Annotated in this window: 17 protein-coding genes and 6 tRNA genes; 20 read left to right on the top strand and 3 right to left on the bottom strand. The window is 64.7% G+C overall.

Annotated features, from left to right (window positions below):
- The first annotated feature begins 192 nt into the window (after window positions 1-192).
- From ACAH41_RS02365 to ACAH41_RS02320, 10 genes are all read left to right on the top strand, one after another.
- A tRNA-Leu gene (locus tag ACAH41_RS02365) sits at window positions 193-279 on the top strand.
- Window positions 280-322: 43 nt separating this feature from the next.
- The gene (gene tig, locus ACAH41_RS02360; RefSeq protein WP_325648805.1) at window positions 323-1,630 is read left to right on the top strand and encodes a trigger factor; all 1,308 of its coding nucleotides are present in this window, start codon (window positions 323-325) and stop codon (window positions 1,628-1,630) included.
- A 135-nt stretch (window positions 1,631-1,765) separates the two neighbouring features.
- Window positions 1,766-2,374, top strand: coding sequence for an ATP-dependent Clp endopeptidase proteolytic subunit ClpP (clpP, locus tag ACAH41_RS02355; protein ID WP_141285035.1), 609 nt, complete (start codon window positions 1,766-1,768; stop codon window positions 2,372-2,374).
- A gap of 202 nt (window positions 2,375-2,576) precedes the next feature.
- Window positions 2,577-3,845 carry an ATP-dependent Clp protease ATP-binding subunit ClpX gene (clpX, locus tag ACAH41_RS02350; protein WP_325648803.1) on the top strand — a complete coding sequence of 423 codons (1,269 nt, stop codon included), beginning with the start codon at window positions 2,577-2,579 and terminating at the stop codon, window positions 3,843-3,845.
- A gap of 97 nt (window positions 3,846-3,942) precedes the next feature.
- A complete protein-coding gene (gene lon / locus ACAH41_RS02345) occupies window positions 3,943-6,366 on the top strand; it encodes an endopeptidase La (protein WP_325648802.1) in 2,424 nt (807 codons plus the stop codon).
- A 277-nt stretch (window positions 6,367-6,643) separates the two neighbouring features.
- Window positions 6,644-6,719 (top strand) — tRNA-Gly (locus ACAH41_RS02340).
- Between the two features lie 92 nt (window positions 6,720-6,811).
- Window positions 6,812-6,885, top strand: a tRNA-Cys gene (locus ACAH41_RS02335).
- A gap of 14 nt (window positions 6,886-6,899) precedes the next feature.
- Window positions 6,900-6,975 (top strand) — tRNA-Gly (locus tag ACAH41_RS02330).
- Window positions 6,976-7,035: 60 nt separating this feature from the next.
- Window positions 7,036-7,111: transfer RNA gene (locus ACAH41_RS02325), tRNA-Gly, on the top strand.
- Between the two features lie 89 nt (window positions 7,112-7,200).
- Window positions 7,201-7,287: transfer RNA gene (locus ACAH41_RS02320), tRNA-Leu, on the top strand.
- Window positions 7,288-7,313: 26 nt separating this feature from the next.
- Here ACAH41_RS02320 and murI read toward each other — a convergent pair.
- Window positions 7,314-8,111: a glutamate racemase gene (gene murI / locus ACAH41_RS02315; RefSeq protein WP_325648801.1), complete on the bottom strand. Its 798-nt coding sequence runs from the start codon at window positions 8,109-8,111 to the stop codon at window positions 7,314-7,316.
- A 278-nt stretch (window positions 8,112-8,389) separates the two neighbouring features.
- Between murI and ACAH41_RS02310 the strand changes: the two genes are divergently transcribed.
- The 4 genes from ACAH41_RS02310 to ACAH41_RS02295 all read left to right on the top strand — a co-directional run bounded on the left by ACAH41_RS02310 (window position 8,390) and on the right by ACAH41_RS02295 (window position 12,909).
- Window positions 8,390-9,139: an electron transfer flavoprotein subunit beta/FixA family protein gene (locus tag ACAH41_RS02310; protein ID WP_325648799.1), complete on the top strand. Its 750-nt coding sequence runs from the start codon at window positions 8,390-8,392 to the stop codon at window positions 9,137-9,139.
- Between the two features lie 2 nt (window positions 9,140-9,141).
- Window positions 9,142-10,071, top strand: a complete 930-nt coding sequence (locus tag ACAH41_RS02305; protein WP_325648797.1) for an FAD-binding protein — start codon at window positions 9,142-9,144, stop codon at window positions 10,069-10,071.
- An 88-nt stretch (window positions 10,072-10,159) separates the two neighbouring features.
- Window positions 10,160-11,950 (top strand): acyl-CoA dehydrogenase, encoded by a 1,791-nt coding sequence (locus ACAH41_RS02300; protein WP_325648796.1) that lies wholly within the window; start codon window positions 10,160-10,162, stop codon window positions 11,948-11,950.
- Window positions 11,950-12,909 (top strand): nitronate monooxygenase family protein, encoded by a 960-nt coding sequence (locus ACAH41_RS02295; protein ID WP_325648794.1) that lies wholly within the window; start codon window positions 11,950-11,952, stop codon window positions 12,907-12,909. The genes ACAH41_RS02300 and ACAH41_RS02295 overlap by 1 nt, the downstream gene beginning before the upstream one ends.
- Window positions 12,910-12,911: 2 nt before the next feature.
- On the opposite strand, the gene ACAH41_RS02290 is transcribed toward ACAH41_RS02295, so the two are convergent.
- Window positions 12,912-13,181, bottom strand: coding sequence for a hypothetical protein (locus ACAH41_RS02290; protein ID WP_325648792.1), 270 nt, complete (start codon window positions 13,179-13,181; stop codon window positions 12,912-12,914).
- 411 nt (window positions 13,182-13,592) lie between these two features.
- Between ACAH41_RS02290 and ACAH41_RS02285 the strand changes: the two genes are divergently transcribed.
- The 4 genes from ACAH41_RS02285 to zapE all read left to right on the top strand — a co-directional run bounded on the left by ACAH41_RS02285 (window position 13,593) and on the right by zapE (window position 20,592).
- Window positions 13,593-16,451, top strand: a complete 2,859-nt coding sequence (locus ACAH41_RS02285; protein ID WP_325648791.1) for a 2-oxoglutarate dehydrogenase E1 component — start codon at window positions 13,593-13,595, stop codon at window positions 16,449-16,451.
- 171 nt (window positions 16,452-16,622) lie between these two features.
- Window positions 16,623-17,891: a 2-oxoglutarate dehydrogenase complex dihydrolipoyllysine-residue succinyltransferase gene (odhB, locus tag ACAH41_RS02280; RefSeq protein ID WP_325648790.1), complete on the top strand. Its 1,269-nt coding sequence runs from the start codon at window positions 16,623-16,625 to the stop codon at window positions 17,889-17,891.
- Between the two features lie 80 nt (window positions 17,892-17,971).
- On the top strand, window positions 17,972-19,399 hold the full coding sequence (gene lpdA / locus ACAH41_RS02275) for a dihydrolipoyl dehydrogenase (protein ID WP_325648789.1): 1,428 nt from the start codon (window positions 17,972-17,974) through the stop codon (window positions 19,397-19,399).
- Window positions 19,400-19,494: 95 nt separating this feature from the next.
- Window positions 19,495-20,592, top strand: coding sequence for a cell division protein ZapE (gene zapE / locus ACAH41_RS02270; RefSeq protein ID WP_325648787.1), 1,098 nt, complete (start codon window positions 19,495-19,497; stop codon window positions 20,590-20,592).
- Between the two features lie 108 nt (window positions 20,593-20,700).
- Here zapE and ACAH41_RS02265 read toward each other — a convergent pair whose 3' ends face one another.
- Window positions 20,701-21,468 carry a PP2C family serine/threonine-protein phosphatase gene (locus tag ACAH41_RS02265; protein WP_325648785.1) on the bottom strand — a complete coding sequence of 256 codons (768 nt, stop codon included), beginning with the start codon at window positions 21,466-21,468 and terminating at the stop codon, window positions 20,701-20,703.
- 44 nt (window positions 21,469-21,512) lie between these two features.
- Here ACAH41_RS02265 and ACAH41_RS02260 point away from each other — a divergent pair, with 44 nt between their 5' ends.
- A complete protein-coding gene (locus tag ACAH41_RS02260) occupies window positions 21,513-21,716 on the top strand; it encodes a DUF465 domain-containing protein (protein WP_325648823.1) in 204 nt (67 codons plus the stop codon).
- Window positions 21,717-21,724: 8 nt separating this feature from the next.
- The gene (locus ACAH41_RS02255; RefSeq protein ID WP_370538148.1) at window positions 21,725-23,737 is read left to right on the top strand and encodes an ATP-dependent DNA helicase; all 2,013 of its coding nucleotides are present in this window, start codon (window positions 21,725-21,727) and stop codon (window positions 23,735-23,737) included.
- Window positions 23,738-23,752 lie beyond the last annotated feature (15 nt).

The following is a 23,752-nucleotide window of genomic DNA, read 5'->3' as shown; positions in this document are numbered from 1 at the left end:
GAATGCGCGGTTTACCGGTTCGCCTGAGGCGGGCCGTTTCTGGGTTTCATGTCGGGTCAGGCCGGGTTTTGCCGGCACCCTGCAGGATCCCGTCAAGAAGCGGCCGGTCTCGACGCAGTAGTCAGGCAGGCCGGCAGCCCGGCGCGGGTGGTGTGAAGCCAAGGCTTCATCCGCTTGTTCCGGGCGCACGCCGCGCGGGTGGCGAAATTGGTAGACGCACCAGGTTTAGGTCCTGACGCCTTCACGGGCGTGCCGGTTCGAGTCCGGCCCCGCGCACCAGCCCAGACTACGCAACAGCACACGCAACATCAGAGTTCGCATCATGGCAGTCAACGTTGAAACCCTCGAAAAGCTCGAACGCCGCATCACTTTGACGCTGGCGGCCTCCGAGATCGCGACAGAAGTCGATTCGCGCCTGAAGAAGCTGGCACGCACGGTCAAGGCCGACGGCTTCCGCCCAGGCAAGGTGCCGATGTCGGTCGTGGCCCAGCGCTACGGCTACTCGGTGCAGTACGAAGTCATGAACGACAAGCTGGGCCAGGCCTTCTCGCAAGCCGCCAACGAAGCCCAGTTGCGCGTCGCCGGCACGCCCAACATCACCCAGAAGGACGAAGCGCCCGAAGGCACGATGGCCTTCGACGCCACCTTCGAGGTCTATCCCGAAGTCAGGCTCGGTGACCTGAGCGCCGCCGAAGTCGAGCGCGTCAGCGCCGACGTGGATGAAGCCGCGATCGACAAGACCGTGGACATCCTGCGCAAGCAGCGTCGCACTTTCGCGCAGCGCCCGGCCGACCAGTACGCCGAGGCCGGTGACCGTGTCACCATCGACTTCGAAGGCAAGATCGACGGCGAACCCTTCCAAGGCGGCAAGGCCGAAGCCTTCCAGTTCCTGGTCGGCGAAGGCCAGATGCTGGAACAGTTCGACGCAGCAGTGCGTGGCATGAAGGTTGGCGAATCCAAGACCTTCCCGCTGCAATTCCCGGCCGACTACCATGGCCAGGACGTGGCCGGCAAGGAAGCCGACTTCATGGTCACCATGAAGAAGATCGAGTCGCAGAACCTGCCCGAAGTGAACGACGAGTTCGCCAAGTCGCTGGGCATTGAAGCCGGCACGGTCGAAGGCCTGCGCGCCGACGTCAAGAAGAACCTGGAGCGCGAAGTGAAGTTCCGCGTGCTGGCCCGCAACAAGGCTGCCGTGATGGACGCCCTGGTCAAGGTGGCCGAGCTGGACCTGCCGAAGGCGCTGATCGACTCCGAAGTCGAGCGCCTGACCGAAGGTGCCCGCGCCGACCTGAAGCAGCGCGGCGTGAAGGACGCGGACACCGCGCCGATCCCCGCCGGCATCTTCACCGCTCAAGCCGAGAAGCGCGTGCGCCTTGGCCTGGTGGTCTCCGAGCTGGTGCGTTCGAACAACCTGCAGGCCAAGCCGGACCAACTGCAAGCGCACATCGAAGAGATGGCGCAAAGCTATGAAAAGCCGGCCGACGTGGTGCGTTGGTACCTGTCCGACCGCCAGCGCATGGCCGAAGTGGAAGCCGTTGTGATCGAGAACAACGTCACCAACTTCGTGCTGGGCCAGGCCAAGGTGACCGACAAGTCGCTGCCTTTCGACGAACTGATGACCGCCTAAGGGTTCGGCCCACTTCGGGCCTGATCCAATCGAAGCCCGACCACCCCTGGACGGGCTTTTTTTTGCCCGATCAGGGGCTTTACAGGGCGACATAATGACCCCATCTTTCCCCTGTTGCCCCACAGAAGGATTCTCATGAGCGCACTGGACACCCAGGCTCTCGGCATGGTGCCGATGGTCATCGAACAGTCGGGTCGCGGCGAACGCGCCTACGACATCTATTCGCGCCTGCTGCGCGAACGCATCATTTTCCTGGTGGGCCCGGTGAATGATCAAAGCGCCAACGTCGTCGTCGCCCAGTTGCTGTTCCTGGAAAGCGAAAATCCTGACAAGGACATTTCGTTCTACATCAACTCGCCAGGCGGCAGCGTCAGCGCCGGCATGTCGATCTTCGACACGATGCAGTTCATCAAGCCGGATGTCTCGACGCTGTGCATCGGCATGGCGGCCAGCATGGGCGCTTTCCTGATGGCCGCAGGCGCCAAGGGCAAGCGCTTCTCGCTGCCGAACAGCAAGATCATGATTCACCAGCCGCTGGGTGGCACGCAAGGCCAGGCGACCGACATCGAGATCCATGCCCGCGAGATCCTGAAGACCCGCGAGCAGTTGAACCGCATCCTCGCCGAGCGCACCGGCCAGTCGCTGGAAAAGATCCAGACCGATACCGAGCGCGACTACTACATGAGCGCCCACGAGTCGAAGGCCTATGGCCTGATCGATCAAGTGCTGGACAAGCGGCCCTGATGCCCGCACGGCGGCGAAGTGTTGACATCTCGTCGCCCGCGATCGGCACCCGGCTTCTGCCGAGTGCCGCCATATGCGATGTAGGCCGCGCTGAAGCCGTTGGAACCCCTGGAAACCGGTGCTTTTCCCGCCGGGAGGGGTTCTGCCAGTTGTTCTATCATCCCCCTACGCTTTTTTCAGCACAGCCCAGGCTCTGACATCCATGCCCGACAAGAAAGGCGCCTCCGGCGAGAAGGTCCTCTACTGCTCTTTCTGCGGAAAAAGCCAGCACGAGGTCAAGAAGCTCATCGCCGGTCCTTCGGTATTCATCTGCGATGAATGCATCGAACTGTGCAACGACATCATCCGCGACGAGGTCCCTGCGGAGACTGCGCCCGGCAAGACTGCCAAGTCGGACCTGCCGGTGCCGATGGAGATCAAGAGCAGCCTTGATCAATACGTGATCGGCCAGGACGCCGCCAAGCGCATCCTGGCGGTGGCCGTCTACAACCACTACAAGCGCCTGAAGCACATGGGTGCCTCGAAGGACGAGGTCGAACTCTCCAAGAGCAACATCCTGCTGATCGGCCCGACGGGCTCCGGCAAGACCCTGCTGGCGCAGACGCTGGCGCGCCTGCTCAACGTGCCCTTCGTGATCGCCGATGCCACCACGCTGACCGAAGCCGGCTACGTGGGCGAGGACGTCGAGAACATCATCCAGAAGCTGCTGCAGAACTGCAACTACGACGTCGAGCGTGCGCAGCGCGGCATTGTCTACATCGACGAAATCGACAAGATTTCGCGCAAGGCCGACAACCCGTCGATCACACGCGACGTGTCCGGCGAAGGCGTTCAGCAGGCACTGCTGAAGCTGGTCGAAGGCACGATGGCTTCGGTGCCGCCTCAAGGCGGGCGCAAGCACCCGAACCAGGACTTCCTGCAGATCGACACGACCAACATCCTGTTCATCTGCGGCGGCGCATTCGATGGCCTGGAAAAGGTCATCCAGCGCCGCACCGAGAAGTCAGGCATCGGCTTTGGTGCCACGGTGCACAGCAAGACCGAGAAGAAGGTCTCCGAAGTGTTCCGCGACGCCGAGCCGGAAGATCTGGTGCGCTTCGGCCTGATCCCGGAGTTGGTCGGTCGCCTGCCGGTGGTCGCCACGCTGGGCGAATTGACCGAAGAAGCGCTGATGCAGATCCTGGTCGAACCGAAGAATGCGCTGCTGAAGCAATACCAGAAGCTGTTCTCGATGGACGGCGTGGAACTGGAGATTCGCCCGTCCGCGCTGGCCGCCATCGCCCGCAAGGCGCTGGCCCGCAAGACCGGCGCGCGCGGCCTGCGGTCCATCATGGAGCAATCGCTGATCGACACCATGTTCGACCTGCCCACGCTGGACGGCGTGGCCAAGGTGGTGGTCGACGAGCACATCATCGAAGAAGGCGGCAAACCGCTGTTGGTCTACCGCGAACAGGCCAAGGCCAGCGCCTGAGAGCGCAGCCGCTCACCGCCGGGCCCCGCCTGATGAGCCCGGCTCCTTGCAAACAAACCCTCGAGCCCCATGTGGGTTCGAGAAAGTGAGGCATTCCATGTCAGGACATCCCATCCTTCCCTCGGAACCGATCACGTTGCCGCTGCTCCCGCTGCGCGACGTGGTGGTGTTCCCCCACATGGTCATCCCGCTGTTCGTTGGCCGTCCGAAGTCGATCAAGGCCCTGGAAGCCGCGATGGAAGCCGGTCGGCAGATCATGCTGGTCGCCCAGAAGGCGGCAGGCAAGGACGAACCGCGGGCCGAAGACCTGTTCGATGTGGGTTGCATTTCCAGCATCCTGCAAATGCTGAAGCTGCCGGACGGCACCGTGAAGGTGTTGGTCGAGGGCGTGCAGCGCGCCAACACCCGCGAAGTGACCGATGGCGAGGAGCATTTCTCCGCCGAGGTCATGCCGATCGAGCCGGCTGGTGAGGCCTCGCCCGAAGTCGAGGCGCTGCGCCGTGCGGTGACGCAGCAGTTCGACCAGTACGTCAAGCTCAACAAGAAGATCCCGCCGGAGATCCTGACCTCGATCGCCGGCATCGACGATCCGGGCCGCCTGGCCGACACGATTGCCGCGCACCTGCCGCTGAAGCTGGAAGCCAAGCAGTCGGTGCTGGACCTGTTCGACGTGGCCAAGCGGCTGGAAAAGCTGCTGGAGCTGCTCGAACATGAAGTTGACATCCTGCAGGTCGAAAAGCGCATCCGTGGTCGCGTCAAGCGCCAGATGGAAAAGAGCCAGCGCGAGTACTACCTGAACGAGCAGGTCAAGGCGATCCAGAAGGAACTCGGCGACGGTGAAGAAGGCGCCGACCTGGAAGAGTTGGAAAAGAAGATCACGGCTGCGCGCATGCCCAAGGAAGCGCGCAAGAAGGCAGATGCCGAGCTGAAGAAGCTCAAGCTGATGTCGCCGATGTCGGCCGAAGCCACGGTGGTGCGCAACTACCTGGACACGCTGATCGGCCTGCCGTGGAGCAAGAAGACCAAGATCAAGCACGACCTGGGCAATGCCGAGGAAGTGTTGAACGAGGATCACTACGGCCTGGAGAAGGTCAAGGATCGCATCCTTGAATATCTCGCGGTGCAACAGCGTGTCGAGAAGGTCAAGGCGCCCATCCTGTGCCTGGTTGGACCTCCTGGCGTGGGCAAGACCTCGCTCGGGCAGTCGGTGGCACGTGCCACTGGCCGCAAGTTCGTCCGCATGGCGCTGGGCGGCGTGCGCGACGAGGCCGAGATCCGCGGGCATCGCCGCACCTACATCGGCTCGATGCCGGGCAAGGTGCTGCAAAGCCTGTCCAAGGTCGGCACGCGCAATCCGCTGTTCCTGCTCGATGAAATCGACAAGCTCGGCATGGACTTCCGTGGCGACCCGTCTTCGGCGCTGCTCGAAGTGCTGGACCCTGAGCAGAACCACACCTTCGGCGACCATTACATCGAGGTCGACTTCGACCTGTCGGATGTGATGTTCGTGGCGACCTCGAACTCGATGAACATTCCGCCAGCGCTGCTGGACCGGATGGAAGTGATCCGCCTGTCGGGTTACACCGAAGACGAGAAGCTGCACATTGCGCAGAAGTACTTGTTGCCCAAGCAGGCCAAGAACAACGGCGTGAAGGACGAGGAGATGGAAGTCGCCGAGTCGGCCATCCGCGGCATCATCCGTTACTACACGCGGGAAGCGGGCGTGCGCTCGCTGGAGCGCGAGATCTCGAAGATCTGCCGCAAGGTGGTCAAGGGCATGCAGCTCAAGACTTACAGTGGGAAGGTGGTGGTCACCGACGAGAACCTGCATGACTTCCTGGGTGTTCGCAAGTACGACTTCGGTCGTGCCGAGAAGACCAACCAGGTCGGCCAGGTCGTCGGTTTGGCCTGGACCGAAGTGGGCGGCGATCTGCTGACCATTGAGGCCACCGCGATGCCGGGCAAGGGCAACATCATCCGCACCGGTTCGCTGGGCGATGTGATGAAGGAGTCGGTCGAGGCTGCCCGCACGGTGGTGCGCAGCCGCGCCCGCCGGCTGGGCATCAAGGACGAACTGTTCGAGAAGCGCGATGTGCACGTGCACGTGCCGGACGGGGCGACCCCGAAGGACGGCCCGAGCGCGGGTGCGGCGATGACGACGGCTTTCGTCTCGGCGCTGACCGGCATTCCGGTGCGCGCCGACGTGGCGATGACCGGCGAGATCACGCTGCGCGGCGAGGTCACGGCGATTGGCGGCCTGAAGGAGAAACTGCTGGCAGCCCACCGTGGTGGCATCAAGCTGGTGATGATTCCTGAAGAGAACGTCAAGGACCTGCAGGACATCCCGGACAACGTGAAGAGCCACCTGGAAATCGTGCCGGTCCGCTGGATCGACAAGGTGCTGGAAGTGGCGTTGGAGCGGGCGCCTACACCTTTGCCAGATGAGGAGCCAGTGGCGGCCACGCCTGCGGCTTCCAAGGATGGTGCTGCCGTGACCAGCACCGACACGCTGCCGCACTGACCGCGAGCGATACGACCAACGGTTTGCTCTCTGCGAACCGCTGGTTCAAAACAAGAGGGCTGGGCCGCAGGGTTCGGCCCTTTTTGTGGGCCAGGTGACTTGCCGCAGACCGCATCGGAAAATTTTGCGGGCCTTGCCAAAATTGCGAAAACGCTCCTACAATAAGAGCTTCCTTGATACGGAGCGCGGCGCAGAGAAATCAGCGTAGCAGATCAAAGCAGTGCGGCACCAACCGCTTGCTGGCATCAGGGAAAGCAGTGTTCCGAAAGGAACCCTTGCGGGAATAGCTCAGTTGGTAGAGCGCAACCTTGCCAAGGTTGAGGTCGCGAGTTCGAGTCTCGTTTCCCGCTCCAGATTTCCTTGATGAAAGGGAAGCCCAGGCTTCCCTTTTTCGTCAGCGGGTCGCAGGGTTCTTTGAAAGTACACTCACCTTCGGTGAATCGAAGGCGCGATAGCAAAGCGGTTATGCAACGGATTGCAAATCCGTCTAGTCCAGTTCGACTCTGGATCGCGCCTCCAGTCACGGAAGCAATGCGGGAATAGCTCAGTTGGTAGAGCGCAACCTTGCCAAGGTTGAGGTCGCGAGTTCGAGTCTCGTTTCCCGCTCCAAATACCAAACGGTGGTGCTTCATGGCGCCTCCGGCATCAGGCAAAAGTCTGGTATCCCATGCGGGAATAGCTCAGTTGGTAGAGCGCAACCTTGCCAAGGTTGAGGTCGCGAGTTCGAGTCTCGTTTCCCGCTCCAGATCTGAAAAGCCGTTGCCTCACTGCAGCGGCTTTTTTATTGGTGCGGCTTCAGCGGCGCCAATCGCGCCCGCGATAATTCGGCGCGCTGCCCGGATGGCGAAATCGGTAGACGCAGCGGACTTAAAATCCGCCGCCGTAAAAGGCATACGGGTTCGATTCCCGTTCCGGGCACCATGCCGTCGCAGCTGCTTTCCGCGCGTTCAGAGCGCGATGGTTTCGACCGGCGCCAGCAGCCCCAGCTGCTCCCGCGCAAGTCGGGCCAGCACCGTGGCGTCTCCAGTCGATTGAAGCCGCACCTGGCCTTTTTCGTGACTGCTTGAGGGCCTTGCGAAGGGCTCAGGATGACGCACGGCCCAGAGGTGCAAAGCCTGTCGGGCAACGGCGTCCGCCGTGTCCAGCAATTGCACTTCCGGGCCGAGCCGCCGCGCAATGCGCTCGGCCACAAACGGATAGTGCGTGCAGCCGAGCACGGCAGTGTCGACCTCGGCCTGGCGCAGTTGCGCGCAGTAGAGGTCCAGCAACTGGTCCACCTGTTCATGGGCGGCTTCGCCTTGCTCGATGGCGGCCGCCAAGCCGCGGCAACCCACCCCGGTGATCTTGCAGTCGTTCGCATGGCGGGCCAGCAAGCTGGCAAAGCGTTCGCTGGCCAGCGTCGACGGCGTGGCCATCACGCCGACCCTGCGGTTGCGGCTCATCGCCACGCCGGGTTTCACGCCCGGTTCTACCCCCACCAAGTCCAGGCCCGGGTGCTGCTCGCGCAGCGTGTCGATCGCCCAGGCGGTTGCGGTGTTGCAAGCGATGACGATCAAGTCTGCGCCTTGGTTGATCAGGTGTTGCGTGACCTTCAGTGAGCGTTCGATGACATGGGCCGGATTGCGGTCGCCGTAGGGCGCGTGGCCCGAGTCCGCGGTGTAGAGCAGCGGCGGTGCGGATTGGCATTGGTGCAGTGCACGCAGCACCGACAGGCCACCCACGCCGGAGTCAAAAACGCCGATCAACGGGCTGTTTGTAGCAGGATGAATCATGAAGGTCGCAAGTCTAGCGGGCAGGGCGCAAGCCCTGTTCTGGCGTGACCGGCAGTCTGCAATCTGTTCGCTGGAGGGCTTTGGCTTTTGCCGGGCTTGTGTCTAAAATAGCACGATCGTTCGTTTTATCGGGCGCGGCGCTGAAGTTTGCGCTGATGCAGTTCCCAATGGCGTGCCACCTGCGCCGCCCTAGAATTTCCCGTTTACGTAAACGTCAATCAAACCGGCAGATCCGACAGGAGCAACGCGATATGAAGGTACTCGTCCCCGTGAAACGGGTGGTGGACTACAACGTCAAGGTCCGCGTGAAAAGCGATGGCACGGGCGTGGACATCGCCAACGTCAAGATGAGCATGAACCCGTTCGACGAGATTGCCGTCGAAGAGGCCGTGCGCCTGAAGGAAAAGGGTCTGGTCACCGAAGTGATCGCCGTGTCCTGTGGCGTCACCCAGTGCCAGGAAACCCTGCGCACTGCGATGGCCATCGGCGCCGACCGGGCGATCCTGGTCGAGACCACCGAGGAACTGCAGCCGCTGGCGGTCGCCAAGCTGCTCAAGGCCCTGGTCGACAAGGAGCAGCCGGGCCTGGTGATCCTGGGCAAGCAGGCCATCGACGACGACTGCAACCAGACCGGTCAGATGCTGGCCGCACTCGCTGACCTGCCGCAGGCGACCTTCGCCTCCAAGGTCGAACTGACGGCCGACTCGGTCTCGGTCACCCGCGAAGTCGATGGCGGCGGGGAAACGCTGAAGCTCTCGTTGCCGGCCGTCATCACCACCGACCTGCGCCTGAACGAGCCGCGCTACGTCACGCTGCCCAACATCATGAAGGCCAAGAAGAAGCAGCTCGACGTGCTCAAGCCGGCCGACCTAGGTGTGGATGTCACGCCGCGCATCAAGACCCTCAAAGTCTCCGAGCCGCCCAAGCGTGGCGCGGGCGTGAAGGTGCCAGACGTCGCAACGCTGGTGAACAAGCTGAAGAACGAAGCGAAGGTGATCTGACCATGACGACGCTTGTCATTGCCGAACACGACCACGGCAGCCTCAAGGGCGCCACCCTCAACACCGTCACCGCAGCCGTGCAGGTGGGTGGCGACGTGCACGTGCTGATTGCCGGCAGCAATGCCGGTGGTGCAGCAACGGCTGCCGCGCAAATCGCCGGTGTCGCCAAGGTGCTGCAGGCCGACGCGCCGCACCTGGCCGAACAGCTGGGTGAAGACGTGGCCGCGCAAGTCCTGACCATCGCCTCAAGCTACAGCCACATCTTCTTCCCCGCCACCGCACATGGCAAGAACGTCGCCCCACGCGTGGCGGCCAAGCTGGACGTGGGCCAACTGAGCGACATCACCAAGGTGATCAGCGCCGACACCTTCGAGCGCCCGATCTACGCCGGCAACGCGATTGCCACCGTGCAGACCGCCGACGCCATCAAGGTTGCCACCGTGCGCAGCACCGGCTTTGACGCCGCGGCCTCAGGCGGCTCGGCAGCGGTCGAAGCCATCACCGCCGTCGCGCCGAACGGCAAGTCAACATTCGTTGGCCGCGAGGTCACCAAGAGCGATCGCCCAGAACTCACCGCCGCGAAGATCATCGTCTCCGGTGGCCGGGCGATGGGCTCCAGCGACAAGTTCAACGAAGTGCTGACGCCGCTGGCAGACAAGCTGGGCGCCGCACTGGGCGCCAGCCGCGCCGCGGTGGACGCAGGCTACGCCCCCAACGACTGGCAGGTCGGCCAGACCGGCAAGATCGTGGCTCCCAGCCTGTACATCGCCTGCGGCATCTCCGGCGCCATCCAGCACCTGGCCGGCATGAAGGACTCCAAGGTGATCGTGGCGATCAACAAGGACCCGGAGGCGCCGATCTTCAGCGTGGCGGACTATGGGCTCGAAGCCGATCTGTTCGTTGCAGTGCCTGAGTTGATCAAGGCCCTTTGACCCAGGGCTCGCCGGTGCTGAACGCACTGGCTGCTTTGCCCAGAGGCGCCTTTGATGGCGCCTTTTTTCTGACCGGAGACAAGCCCCAATGACCTACCGCGCCCCTGTGAAGGACATGTTGTTCGCGTTGAAGGAACTCGCGAACATCGAGGCCGTGGCGCAGCTGCCCGGCTTCGAAGAGGCCGGCTTCGACACCGCCCAGGCGGTACTCGAGGAATGCGCCAAGCTCAATGAAGACGTGATCGCGCCGCTGAACTGGGAGGGTGACCTTCACCCCTCGTGGTTCGAAGGCGGTGAGGTGCACGCCACCAGGGGCTTCAAGCAGGCTTTTCAACAGTTCGCGCAAGGGGGCTGGCAAGGCCTGCATCACCCGGCAGACTTCGGCGGCCAGGGCCTGCCCAAGCTGATCCACGCGGCCTGCATCGAGATGACCAATGCGGCCAACACCAGCTTCGCGCTGTGCCCGTTGCTGACCGATGGCGCCATCGAAGCCCTGCTGACCGCGGGCACCGACGAACAGCGTGCCACTTACATCCCGAAGCTGATCGACGGCAGCTGGACCGGCACGATGAACCTGACCGAGCCCCAGGCCGGTTCGGACCTGGCGGCGGTGCGCAGCCGCGCCGAGCCGCAGGCGGACGGCAGCTACAAGGTCTTCGGCACCAAGATCTTCATCACCTGGGGTGAGCACGACATGGCCGAGAACATCGTCCACCTGGTGCTGGCCCGTGTGACCGGCGCACCTGAAGGCGTGAAGGGCATCTCGCTGTTCATCGTGCCCAAGTTCATGGTGAATGCAGACGGTTCGCTGGGTGCCCGCAATGACGTGCACTGCGTCAGCATCGAACACAAGCTGGGCATCAAGGCCAGCCCGACGGCCGTGCTGCAGTACGGCGACAACGGTGGCGCCATCGGTTACCTGGTCGGCCAGGAAAACCGTGGCCTGGAGTACATGTTCATCATGATGAACGCGGCCCGCTTTGGCGTGGGCATGCAGGGCATTGGCGTGGCCGACCGCGCCTACCAGCGCGCGGTGGCCTATGCGCGCGACCGCGTGCAATCGCGCCCGGTCGACGGTTCGCTGCCGGGCGCCGCGCCCATCATCCATCACCCGGACGTGCGCCGCATGCTGATGACGATGCGGGCCTACACCGAAGGCTGCCGCGCGATGGCGCTGGTTGCGGCCGCAGCCTCGGACGCTGCGCATGCGCACCCTGACGCGGAAGTGCGCAAGCAGAATGCCGCCTTCTATGAATTCATGGTGCCGCTGATCAAGGGCTATGCCACCGAGATGAGCATCGACGTGGCCAGCCTGGGCGTGCAGGTGCACGGCGGCATGGGCTTCATCGAAGAGACCGGCGCGGCCCAGCACTATCGCGACGCCAAGATCCTGACCATCTACGAAGGCACGACGGCGATCCAGGCCAATGACCTGGTGGGCCGCAAGACCGCGCGCGACGGTGGCGCCACCGCGCGCGCCATCGCCGTGCAGATCGCTGCGACCGAACAGCAACTGGCCCAGCAGGACAGCGCCGCAGCGCGCTCGTTCGCCAAGCGACTGGGGGCGGCGCGCGAGGCTTTCCTGCAGGTGGTCGAGTTTGTCGCGGCCCACACCCGCAGCAACCCGAACGCGGTGTTCGCTGGCAGCGTCAACTACCTGATGCTGGCGGGCAACCTGGTGGCGGGCTGGCAGATGGGCCGCGCGCTGCTGGCCGCAGAAGCAGGCCTTGCCGCAGGCACCGACGCCGACTTCATGGCCGCCAAGATCGCCACCGCGCGCTTCTACGCCGATCACATCCTGACCCAGGCGCCCGGCCTGCGCGATCGCATCGTCGATGGCGCAGACGCCGTCACCGCCCTTGCCCTGGAGGCCTTCTGATGGCTTTGCCCACTGTGTTCGCGAACCTGTCGCTGCCGGTCATCGGCTCGCCGCTGTTCATCATCTCCAACCCCAAGCTGGTCATCGAGCAGTGCAAGGCGGGTGTCGTCGGCTCCATGCCGGCGCTCAACGCGCGCCCGGCCGAGCAACTGGAAGACTGGCTGGCCGAGATCACCGAGACATTGGCCGCCTACGACCGCGCGAACCCGGACAAGCCCGCTGCGCCGTTTGCGATCAACCAGATCGTGCACAAGAGCAATGACCGGCTGGAACACGACATGGCGATGTGCGCCAAGTTCAAGGTGCCCATCGTCATCACCTCGCTGGGCGCGCGCACCGATGTGAATGACGCCGTGCACAGCTGGGGCGGCGTGGTGATGCACGACATCATCAACAACGCCTTTGCGCACAAGGCAATCGACAAGGGCGCGGACGGCCTGGTCGCCGTGGCGGCGGGCGCCGGCGGCCATGCCGGCGTGAAGAGCCCGTTTGCGTTGATCCAGGAAATCCGCCAGTGGTTCGACGGCCCGCTGGCCCTGTCTGGCGCCATTGCCTCGGGCGGTGCCATCCTCGCTGCGCAGGCCATGGGCGCCGACTTCGCCTACATCGGTTCTGCCTTCATTGCCACCGATGAAGCGCGCGCGGCCGATGCCTACAAGCAGGCCATCGTCGACGGCAGCAGTGACGACATCGTCTACAGCAACCTGTTCACAGGCGTGCATGGCAACTACCTGGCGCCATCCATCGTGGCGGCAGGCCTGGACCCGGCTAACCTGCCGGAAAGCGACCCGTCGAAGATGAACTTCGGCGGCGATGCGAAGAAGGCCTGGAAGGACATCTGGGGTTGCGGCCAGGGCATTGGCGCGATCGACAAGGTGCAGCCGACCGCCGATCTGGTGGCCCGCCTGAAGCGCGAGTACGACACGGCGCGTTCGCGCCTGCAGATCTTGGCGCGCTGAATTCAGCCCGGCGCGACGGCCAGGTTGGCGTCGCAGCCGCTGGCCGCGGAAATCCAGCGCCGCGCGAGCCGGCTCAGCAGTTTTGCTGCCGGGCCTGGCAACCAGCGCAGCACCTGCTGCGGCGCGGCCACCATGCCGCAGCGGTAAAGCCCGGCATCGGCCTGCCACTGCAAGGCCCGGCAGGCGCCTTGGCGCTTGCCACTCACCAGCATGCCCAGCGGGCAGGGCGCCCAGGCGCAGCAGACGCCGCAACCGTTGCAGGTCTGGCCCATGGCCGGCTTTGGCGGGGCTGCCAATTCCAGGCGAATCACACGATGGACCCGGGAGGGGACGGAGGGACAAACCATGCCGGCAGTTTCCATGGCGGCGATTTGTGCGAAGCGTCGATGACCGCCTTTTTGCCAGTGCTGTTATCCCTCGATGGAGGCTGTGACTTTCGCTGCGCAGCAGTAAGCTTGGGATTGCCAGCGGTACCAGATAGTTTTTTTGCACGTAGTTTTGCTTAACCCACGTCAAAACAACGGTGTTAGAGTGCCGCCTCTTACACGATCCTTCTGTGTCCCCTTGCTGGTCGCTTCAACGGCAGCAAGGCGGATCGCAATCCGCCAAACGGTCTAGCCGGGCCGCGGAAGGTTGATCAACCCATCGGAGCTCTGAAAACCGGAGCGAAAGGTGAGCGAAACATGATGCAGCAATACGGGGCGAACTCGTACCTGTTCGGAGGCAATGCGCCGTACGTCGAAGAGATGTACGAGGCTTACCTCGACAATCCGGGCTCCGTGCCCGACAACTGGCGCCAATACTTCGACGCGTTGCAAAACGTGCCGGCAGCCGACGGTTCCGACAGCCGCGACGTGCCCCACGCGCCGGTGATCGAGTCCTTCGCGCAGCGCGCCAAGTCGAACGCTTTCGCCGTCAAGGCCAGCTCGACTGACCTGGCCGTCGCGCGCAAGCAGGTGCACGTCCAGTCGCTGATCTCCGCATACCGCTTCCTCGGCTCCCGCTGGGCCGACCTGGATCCGCTCAAGCGCACCGAGCGGCCCAAGATTCCCGAGCTGGAGCCGGCGTTCTATGACCTGAGCGAGTCCGACATGGACATCACGTTCAGCGCCACGAACACCTATTTCAGCAAGGCTGAACACATGACTCTGCGCGAGATCATGCAAGCCTTGCGCGAGACCTATTGCGGCTCGGTGGGTTCGGAAATCATGCACTGCACCGACCCGACCGAAAAGCGGTGGTGGCATGAGCGCCTCGAAACGGCGCGCAGCAAGCCCAGCTTCAGCTCCGAGAAGCGCACCCACATCCTCGACCGCCTGACCGCAGCCGAAGGCCTGGAACGCTACCTGCATACCAAGTACGTCGGCCAGAAGCGCTTCTCGCTGGAAGGCGGTGAAAGCTTCATCGCCTCGATGGACGAACTGGTGCAACGCGCCGGTGAAAAAGGCGTGCAGGAAATCGTCATCGGCATGGCCCACCGTGGCCGCCTGAATGTGCTGGTGAACACCCTGGGCAAGGCGCCCAAGGACCTGTTCTCCGAGTTCGATCACACGGCGCCGGAAGAACTGCCGTCCGGTGACGTCAAGTACCACCAGGGCTTCTCCAGCGACGTTTCGACGCCTGGCGGCCCGGTCCACCTGAGCCTGTCGTTCAACCCGTCTCACCTGGAAATCGTCAACCCGGTGGTCGAAGGCTCGGTCAAGGCCCGCATGGACCGCCGCGGCGACAAGGAAGGCAGCCAGGTGCTGCCGGTGCTGGTGCACGGCGACGCGGCCTTTGCCGGCCAGGGCGTGGTGATGGAGACGTTGGCGCTGGCGCAAACCCGCGGGTATTACACCGGCGGCACGCTGCACATCGTCATCAACAACCAGATCGGTTTCACGACCAGCGACCCGCGCGACGCCCGCTCGACGCTGTACTGCTCCGATGTGGTCAAGATGATCGAGGCGCCAGTGCTGCACGTGAACGGCGACGATCCTGACGCCGTCGTCTGGTGCACCCAGCTGGCGATGGACTACCGCCAGCAGTTCAAGAAGGACGTGGTCGTCGACATCATCTGCTTCCGCAAACTGGGCCACAACGAGCAGGACACGCCTGCGCTGACCCAGCCGCTGATGTACAAGACCATCGCCAAGCACCCGGGCACGCGCAAGCTGTTCGGCGACAAGCTGGTGGCGCAAGGCGTGTTGCCGGCCACCGGCCCGGACGACATGGTCAAGGCCTTCCGCGCCGCGATGGATGCCGGCAAGCACACGGTGGACCCGGTGCTGACCGACTTCAAGAGCAAGTACGCCGTCGACTGGTCGCCCTTCCTCGGCAAGAAGTGGACCGACGCGGCCGACACGGCCCTGCCGCTGGCCGAGGTCAAGCGCCTGGCCGAGCGGGTCACCACCATTCCTTCCAACTTCAAGCTGCACCCGCTGGTGGAAAAGGTGATTGCCGACCGCGCGGCCATGGGCCGTGGCGACGTGAACATCGACTGGGGCATGGGTGAGCACCTGGCCTATGCATCGCTGGTCGCTTCGGGTTACCCGATCCGCCTGTCTGGCGAAGACAGCGGCCGCGGCACCTTCGTGCACCGCCATGCCGTGCTGCACGACCAGAACCGCGAGCGCTTCGACGAAGGCATCTACATCCCGCTGCAAAACGTGGCCGACAACCAGGCCCCGTTTGTCGTCATCGACTCCATCCTGTCTGAAGAGGCGGTGCTGGGCTTCGAGTACGGCTACGCCGCGGCCGAGCCGAACACGCTGACCATCTGGGAAGGCCAGTTCGGCGACTTCGTCAACGGTGCGCAGGTCGTGATCGACCAGTTCATCGCCTCGGGCGAAGTGAAGTGGGGCCGCGCCAATGGCCTGGTGCTGATGCTGCCGCACGGCTACGAAGGCCAGGGCCCGGAGCACAGCTCGGCTCGCCTGGAGCGCTTCATGCAGCTCTCGGCCGACAACAACATGCAGGTGGTGCAACCGACGACGGCCAGCCAGATCTTCCACCTGCTGCGTCGGCAGATGGTGCGGCAGTTCCGCAAGCCGCTGATCATCATGACGCCGAAGTCGCTGCTGCGGAACAAGGAAGCGACCTCGCCGCTGTCCGAGTTCACCAAGGGCGAATTCCGCACGGTCATCCCGGACGCTGCCCCCGACATCGACAATGCCAAGGTCAAGCGAGTGATCGCCTGCTCGGGCAAGGTCTACTACGACCTGGTCAAGAAGCGCGAAGAGAAGAAAGCCACCGACGCGGTGATCCTGCGCGTCGAGCAGCTCTATCCGTTCCCGCACAAGGCCTTTGCGACCGAGATCAAGAAGTACCCCAACGCGACGGAAATCGTGTGGTGCCAGGACGAGCCGCAAAACCAGGGCGCCTGGTTCTTCGTGCAGCACTACATCCACGAGAACATGCTCGACGGCCAGAAGCTGGGTTATGCCGGCCGTCCGGCCTCGGCATCGCCGGCCGTCGGTTACGCCCACCTGCACCAGGAACAGCTCAAGGCGCTGCTGGATCAGGCTTTCGGCAAGCTCAAGGGCTTTGTGCTCTCGAAATAAGCCTGTCGTCCACAGACCTCATCCAGCCGTTCTGGCTCAACCTCCTCAGACACAGTCCAGGCCAACGCGCAGGTGCCGCCCTCAGGGCACCTGCTGCGCCGGCCTCACAGCGGTGCTGGCGAAGGTCGCATCCAGTGACCAACCCCATCTCCGCACCCAACGAACAACATCATGGCAATCGTAGAAGTCAAGGTTCCGCAGCTGTCCGAGTCAGTGGCCGAGGCCACCCTGCTGCAGTGGAAGAAGAAGCCCGGCGACGCCGTGGCGATCGATGAAATCCTGATCGAGATCGAGACCGACAAGGTCGTGCTCGAAGTACCGGCGCCCTCCGCCGGCGTGCTGAAGGCACTGGTGGTGGCCGATGGCGGCACCGTGGTGGCCGACCAGGTCATCGCCCAGATCGACACCGAAGGCCAGGCCAGTGCCGCAGCACCGGCGCCCGCCGCCGCCGCCGCAGCCCCTGCGTCGGCCGCTGCATCTGCACCGGCGCCCGCTGCCGGCGGTTCCAAGTCCGACGTGGCGATGCCTGCTGCCGCCAAGCTGATGGCCGACAACAACTTGGCCGCAGGCTCGGTGCCGGGCACCGGCAAGGACGGCCGCATCACCAAGGGCGACGTGCTCGGCGCCGTGGCTGGCGGCGCTGCCAAGCCCGTGGCTGCACCGGTTGCCGTGCCCGCTTCGGCGGCGGTGGCCAAGCCGCTGCCCGCGGTGGCCGCACCGGTTCAGCAGAACCTGGGCGAGCGCGCCGAGCAGCGCGTGCCGATGTCGCGCCTGCGCGCCCGCATCGCCGAACGCCTGCTGCAGTCACAGGCCACCAACGCCATCCTGACCACGTTCAACGAAGTGAACATGGCCCCGGTGATGGACATGCGCAAGAAGTTCCAGGAGAAGTTCGAGAAGGAACACGGCGTCAAGCTGGGCTTCATGAGCTTCTTCGTCAAGGCGGCGGTGCATGCGCTGAAGAAGTACCCGGTGATCAATGCTTCGGTCGACGGCAATGACATCGTTTACCACGGCTACTTCGACATCGGCATCGCCGTTGGCTCGCCGCGCGGCCTGGTCGTGCCGGTGATCCGCAATGCGGACCAGCTGACCTTCGCCGAGATCGAGAAGACGATTGCGCTGTTCGGCCAGAAGGCCAAGGACGGCAAGCTGGGCCTGGAAGAACTGACCGGCGGCACCTTCTCCATCTCCAATGGCGGCACCTTCGGCTCCATGCTGTCGACGCCCATCATCAACCCGCCGCAGTCGGCCATCCTGGGCGTGCACGCGACCAAGGACCGCGCGGTGGTGGAGAACGGCCAGATCGTGATCCGCCCGATGAACTACCTGGCGATGTCCTACGATCACCGCATCATCGACGGCCGCGAAGCCGTGCTGGGCCTGGTCGCGATGAAGGAAGCGCTGGAAGATCCCGCGCGTCTTTTGTTCGACATCTGATCGCCTTCCTCCGGAACGATCCAACGCCCCCAGGCTTGCGCCGGGGGCGTTTTGCCAAGACCTGACAGGAACCTCATTCAATGTCCAAGCAATTCGACGTCGTCGTGATCGGCGGCGGCCCTGGCGGCTACATCGCGGCGATCCGCGCAGCCCAGCTGGGTTTCAACACGGCCTGCATCGACGAGTGGAAGAACGACAAGGGCGGCCCCGCGCCTGGTGGCACCTGCACCAACGTCGGTTGCATCCCGTCCAAGGCGCTGCTGCAGTCCAGCGAGCACTTCGACCATGCCGGCCACGCCTTTGCAGACCATGGCATCTCGGTCAGCGACCTGAAGATCGACATCGCCAAGATGATCGGCCGCAAGGACGCGGTCGTGAAGCAGAACAACGACGGCATCCTCTACCTGTTCAAGAAGAACAAGGTCAGCTTCTTCCACGGCCGCGGCTCGTTCGTCGCAGCCAAGGATGGCGGCTACGAGATCAAGGTCGCTGGCGCTGCGGAAGAGTCGCTGCAGGCCAAGCATGTGATCGTCGCGACCGGCTCCAACCCGCGCCAGCTGCCGGGTGCCGAGTTCGATGAATCGTTGATCCTGTCCAACGACGGCGCGCTGCGCATTCCGGCCGTGCCGAAAAAGCTGGGCGTGATCGGCTCCGGCGTGATCGGCCTGGAAATGGGCTCGGTCTGGCGCCGCCTTGGCGCCGAGGTGACCATCCTCGAAGCGCTGCCTGCCTTCCTGGGCGCAGCCGACGAGAGTGTGGCCAAGGAAGCCGCCAAGGTCTTCAAGAAGCAGAACCTGAACATTGAGCTGGGCGTGAAGATCAGCTCGGTCACCAAGGCCGCAGACAGCGTGACCGTGGCCTATACCGATGCCAAGGGCGCCGAGCAGTCGCTGGTGGTGGACAAGCTGATTGTCTCGATCGGCCGCGTGGCCAACACCATCGGCCTGAACCCGGAAGCTGTGGGCCTGAAGCTGGACGAGCGCGGCATGGTCGTGGTCGACGGCGAGTGCAAGACCAACCTGCCGGGCGTCTGGGCCATTGGCGACGTGGTGCGCGGCCCGATGCTGGCGCACAAGGCGGAAGAAGAGGGCGTGGCCGTGGCCGAGCGCATTGCCGGCCAGCACGGCCACGTCAACTTCAACACCGTGCCGTGGGTGATCTACACCAGCCCGGAAATTGCCTGGGTCGGCAAGACCGAGCAGCAGCTGAAGGCCGATGGCGTGGCCTACAAGGCTGGCCAGTTCCCGTTCCTGGCCAATGGCCGGGCGCGTGCGCTGGGCGACACGACCGGTTTCGTCAAATTCCTGGCCGACGCCAAGACCGACGAGATCCTGGGCGTGCACATCATTGGCCCGATGGCCTCGGAGCTGATCTCCGAAGCCGTGGTGGCGATGGAGTTCAAGGCCTCGGCCGAGGACATCGCGCGCATCTGCCATGCCCATCCGTCGCTGAGCGAGGCGACCAAGGAAGCCGCGCTGGCGGTGGACAAGCGCACGCTGAACTTCTGAGCTCGCAGCGCTGATCGCGCATGCCTCCGGCCCGCCCGCCTGCCCAGGCCGGCGGGCCTTTTCAATCCTTGCCCCTTCTTCCGGTTGTCCCCGCCATGACTGTTCGCCAGCTGTATGCGCAATTGCTCGAAGAGCGTGGCTTCCGCGCCGATGAAGCCCAGCTGCACGCCATCGACGCGCTGGAGCGCTGCGAGAACGAATGGGCCGACTACAAAGGCCGGCGCAGCAATGCGCTGACCAAGATGCTGGTGCGCCCGCCCATCCCCCGCGGCGTCTACATGTACGGCGGCGTGGGCCGTGGCAAGAGCTTCCTGATGGACTGCTTCTTCCAGTCCGTGCCGCTGACCCGCAAGACCCGGCTGCACTTCCACGAATTCATGCGCGAGGTGCACCGCGAATTGCAGGACCTGAAAGGCCTGCAGAACCCGCTGCAGGAGCTGGGCAAGCGCATTGCGCGCCGCTACCGGCTGATCTGCTTCGACGAGTTCCACGTGGCCGACGTGACCGACGCGATGATCCTGCACCGGCTGCTGGAGTCGCTGTTCGAGAACCGGGTTTCCATCGTCACCACTTCGAACTTCAAGCCCGATGAGCTGTACCCCAACGGCCTGCACCGTGACCGCATCCTGCCGGCTATCGAGCTGCTGAAGGACAAGCTGGAAGTCATCAACGTGGACGCCGGCACCGACTACCGGCAGCGCACGCTGGAGCATGTGGAGCTGTACCACACGCCACTGGACGCATCCGCCGAAGCGGCGATGAAGCAGACCTTCGAGGAACTGGCCGAGGCCAAGGATGAGTCGCCGCTGCTGCACATCGAGCATCGCGAACTGAAGGCCAGGCGCCGGGCCGGCGGCGTGGTCTGGTTCGATTTCCAGACCCTGTGCGGCGGCCCGCGTTCGCAGAACGACTACCTGGAACTTGCCACCCAGTTCCATACCGTGCTGCTCTCGGGGGTGCCGAAAATGCCGCCGCGGCTGGCCTCCGAAGCCCGCCGCTTCACATGGCTGGTCGACGTGCTGTACGACCGCCGCGTCAAGCTCATCATCTCGGCCGAGGTGCCCGCCGAAGACCTCTACAACGAAGGCCCGCTGGCCCACGAATTCCCCCGCACCGTCTCGCGCCTGCACGAGATGCGCTCGCAGGAATACCTGTCCCTGGAACGCCGGAACGTCGACACGTCGTTGACGTGAGCACCCGGTCTCGCGGGTACCCGAGACCACCCGCCGAGCGGGTTGGCGCAGCCGCCTTGGGGCGGCCCGGCGCCGGCTGCGCTACGCGCCAGCCACTGTTTGATCGGATCAGGTCAAGGGGTCGAAGCGGACCATCGCCAGCGACAGGTTGTCGCCCATGCCGCGGGCGCGCTGGCGCGCCTTGCTGACCAGCATCTCGCTGGCGTCGCGCGGGTGCAGTGCGGTGACGATGGCACCCAGCTCTTTCGGGCTGAGGTAGTGCCACAGGCCGTCGCTGCAGGCCAGCAGCGTGTCGCCCAGTTCCAGCTTGTCCAGCTGCGTGAGCGTGATCGGCGGGTCCTGCTGGGTGCCGAGGCAGCCGGTCAGCAGGTTGGACTGCGGGTGTGTGTTGGCCTGGGCCTCGGTGATCTTGCCTTCGTCGATCAGCCGCTGCACATACGAGTGGTCGATCGTGCGGCGCACCAGGTCGCCGCCACGGAAGTGGTAGACGCGGGAATCGCCGGCGTGCACCGTCCAGGCGCTGCGGTCGGGCAGGAACAGGAAGGCGGCAATCGTGCTGTGCGGCTCTTCGTCGGCGGTGATGGCCGTGAGCTTGATCATCAGGTGCGACTCGATGACCAACTGGCGCAGCATCTCCCCGGGGTCCTGGCTGGCTGGCGTGAAGCGGTCGAACACCTGCTTGGCGGTCATCACGACCTGGTCGGCAGCCGTGCGGCCGCCGCTCTTGCCACCCATGCCGTCGGCCACCAGGCCAAGCGCGCAGCCCTGCACGCGAGGGTGGGGCAGCACCAAAACCTGGTCCTGTTGGTAGGCTCGGTCGCCTTTGTGCAGCCCGGTGGCTGCGGCGATGCGGTATCCCTGGGGTGTCGAACTCATGGCTCGCAATATAAACTCTGCCTCCTGTGGACGCCGACCTTCCCATGCCCGATAGCTTGCATTCGCCACAAAGGCGGCTGATCGAGTTGCGCATGGAACACGCCGATCTCGACAGCCTGATCGACCAGGCCAGCAAAACCCCGCAGCGTGACGATTTGGCGCTGCGCCGCTTGAAGAAGCGCCGGCTGCTGCTGCGCGACCAGATTTCCCGGCTGGCAGCGTCGCTGGAGCCGAAAGAGCCCGCCTGAACCCACCCATGAATGTTGAAACCGACGAGCCCATGCTGGCCGATCTGGCCGAGCTGGGCGAGGCGGTTCGCGAAGCGCTGTCCGGCACCGGCGCACTTGCCCAGGCAGACGGCAACTTCGTGCCGCGCGAGCAGCAGACCGCGCTTGCCAGCGCGGTCGCCGAGGCGATTGCCGGGCGCAGTTCGCTGGTCGCCGAGGCTGGCACTGGCGTTGGCAAGACCTTTGCCTACCTGCTGCCGGTGCTGTTGTCGGGCCGGCGCACGCTGGTCAGCACCGCCACCAAGAACCTGCAGGACCAGCTGTTCTTCCGCGACCTGCCGCGCCTGCGCGAGGTCCTGAAGCTGCCGACCACGGTGGCGCTGCTGAAGGGCCGGGCCAGCTACCTTTGCAAGCACCGATTGGTGCAGGCCCGCGAGGGCGCTCAGCTGCCGGACCGCATGGCCGTGCGCGCGCTGGCCCGCATCGAGACCTGGGCCCATGCGACGCAAAGCGGCGACATCAGCGAGCTGGAGGGGCTGGACGAGCGCTCCGAGATCATCCCGCTGGTCACCTCCACACGCGACAACTGCCTGGGCAGCGAGTGCGGCGAGTACCACGCCTGCCACGTGATGAAGGCCAGGCGCGAGGCCATGGCGGCCGACGTGGTGGTGGTCAACCATCACCTGTTTTTTGCCGACCTGTCGCTGCGCGACACCGGCGTGGCCGAGCTGCTGCCGACGGTTGACGTGGCGGTGTTCGACGAGGCGCACCAGATGGTCGAGGCCGGCGTGCAGTTCCTCGGCAAGACGCTGGGTACCGGCCAGGTGCTGGACTTTGGCCAGGACATGCTGGCTGCCGGCCTGCAGCAGGCGCGCGGCCTGGCGCCCTGGCAGGACCTGGTGGCGGCCTGCGAACACGCAGCGCGTGAGTTGCGACTGGCTGCGGCCGGGCCGCAGCTGGAAGTGCGCGCGGCCTTGCGGTTGAGCTGGGAAGAGGCGACGCGCCGAGGGGCCGCGCTGCAGGAGCGCCTGAGCGGCCTGGCCGAGGCGTTGAAGTCGGCCGCGGCTGCGCTGGATGCCAATACCGGCGCTTCGCCCGACTTCGGCCGCCTGCAGGCACGCGCGCAGGAACTCGCCGCACAGGCCGCACGTTTCCAGGGGCCGACGCCAGCGGACCGGGTGCGCTGGGTCGATCTGACGCCACACCAGGCGCGCTTCGTCGAGTCTCCGCTGGACATTCGCAGCATGATGGGCGAGCAGCGTGCTGCCGGCAGCCGCGCCTGGGTCTTCACCTCGGCCACGCTGGGCGACGATGAGAACCTGAGCTGGTTCACCGAAGCCGCCGGCCTGGAAGACGCCCGCAAGCTGCGCCTGGGCAGCCCGTTCGACTACCCAGCCCATGCGCGGGTCTACGTGCCGCCTCGTTTTCCGGCTCCCAGCGAGAGCAATCATCCGGTGATGGTTGGCCGCGCTTCGGCGCATTGCGCTGCGGCGCTCGGCGGCCGCACCTTCGTCCTGACGACGACGCTGCGCGCGATGCGCACGATTGCGGAGGCACTGCAGGGGGAGCTGAAGACGCTGGGCAGCTCCTTGGAAGTGCTGGTGCAGGGCACGGCTGCCAAGCGGGCCTTGCTGTCGCGTTTCCAGGCCGGCAACAGCGTGCTGGTCGGTTCGCACAGCTTCTGGGAAGGCATTGACGTGCCGGGCGACGCGTTGCAGTGCGTGATCATCGACAAGCTGCCGTTCCCGCCGCCGAACGACCCGTTGGTCGAGGCCCGGGTCAAGCAGCTGAAGAGCCAGGGCCGCGACGCGTTCAACGACTATTTCGTCGCCGAAGCGGCGATTGCGCTGAAGCAGGGCGCTGGTCGCTTGATCCGTACCGAGACCGACAAGGGCTTGCTGGTGGTGTGCGACGTGCGGCTGCTGCAGGCCCGCTATGGCGCGCGCTTGCTGCGCGCCTTGCCACCCATGGCCGAGCTCACCAGTGGTGAGCAGGCGCTGGGCTGGCTGCGCGAGCTCGCCAGCGAGCGTTCGCTGGCATGAAAAAAGCGACCCGCG

Origin of the sequence: Ideonella sp., from assembly GCF_041287625.1 — a bacterium.
GTDB lineage: Bacteria > Pseudomonadota > Gammaproteobacteria > Burkholderiales > Burkholderiaceae_C > Ideonella.
The sequence above is the reverse complement of the archived record's forward strand: the minus strand, read 5'-3'. Positions and strand labels throughout refer to the sequence as shown.

What these genes read in the sequence shown, in the direction of transcription:
- ACAH41_RS02295 (WP_325648794.1), top strand. Translation starts at nt 11,950, where the DNA reads ATGGCTTTGCCCACTGTGTTCGCGAACCTGTCGCTGCCGGTCATCGGC.
- ACAH41_RS02290 (WP_325648792.1), bottom strand. Translation starts at nt 13,181, where the DNA reads ATGGGCCAGACCTGCAACGGTTGCGGCGTCTGCTGCGCCTGGGCGCCC.
- zapE (WP_325648787.1), top strand. Translation starts at nt 19,495, where the DNA reads ATGACTGTTCGCCAGCTGTATGCGCAATTGCTCGAAGAGCGTGGCTTC.
- ACAH41_RS02265 (WP_325648785.1), bottom strand. Translation starts at nt 21,468, where the DNA reads ATGAGTTCGACACCCCAGGGATACCGCATCGCCGCAGCCACCGGGCTG.
- lon (WP_325648802.1), top strand. Translation starts at nt 3,943, where the DNA reads ATGTCAGGACATCCCATCCTTCCCTCGGAACCGATCACGTTGCCGCTG.
- ACAH41_RS02260 (WP_325648823.1), top strand. Translation starts at nt 21,513, where the DNA reads ATGCCCGATAGCTTGCATTCGCCACAAAGGCGGCTGATCGAGTTGCGC.
- ACAH41_RS02310 (WP_325648799.1), top strand. Translation starts at nt 8,390, where the DNA reads ATGAAGGTACTCGTCCCCGTGAAACGGGTGGTGGACTACAACGTCAAG.
- odhB (WP_325648790.1), top strand. Translation starts at nt 16,623, where the DNA reads ATGGCAATCGTAGAAGTCAAGGTTCCGCAGCTGTCCGAGTCAGTGGCC.
- tig (WP_325648805.1), top strand. Translation starts at nt 323, where the DNA reads ATGGCAGTCAACGTTGAAACCCTCGAAAAGCTCGAACGCCGCATCACT.
- ACAH41_RS02255 (WP_370538148.1), top strand. Translation starts at nt 21,725, where the DNA reads ATGAATGTTGAAACCGACGAGCCCATGCTGGCCGATCTGGCCGAGCTG.
- ACAH41_RS02300 (WP_325648796.1), top strand. Translation starts at nt 10,160, where the DNA reads ATGACCTACCGCGCCCCTGTGAAGGACATGTTGTTCGCGTTGAAGGAA.
- clpX (WP_325648803.1), top strand. Translation starts at nt 2,577, where the DNA reads ATGCCCGACAAGAAAGGCGCCTCCGGCGAGAAGGTCCTCTACTGCTCT.
- ACAH41_RS02285 (WP_325648791.1), top strand. Translation starts at nt 13,593, where the DNA reads ATGATGCAGCAATACGGGGCGAACTCGTACCTGTTCGGAGGCAATGCG.
- clpP (WP_141285035.1), top strand. Translation starts at nt 1,766, where the DNA reads ATGAGCGCACTGGACACCCAGGCTCTCGGCATGGTGCCGATGGTCATC.
- lpdA (WP_325648789.1), top strand. Translation starts at nt 17,972, where the DNA reads ATGTCCAAGCAATTCGACGTCGTCGTGATCGGCGGCGGCCCTGGCGGC.
- ACAH41_RS02305 (WP_325648797.1), top strand. Translation starts at nt 9,142, where the DNA reads ATGACGACGCTTGTCATTGCCGAACACGACCACGGCAGCCTCAAGGGC.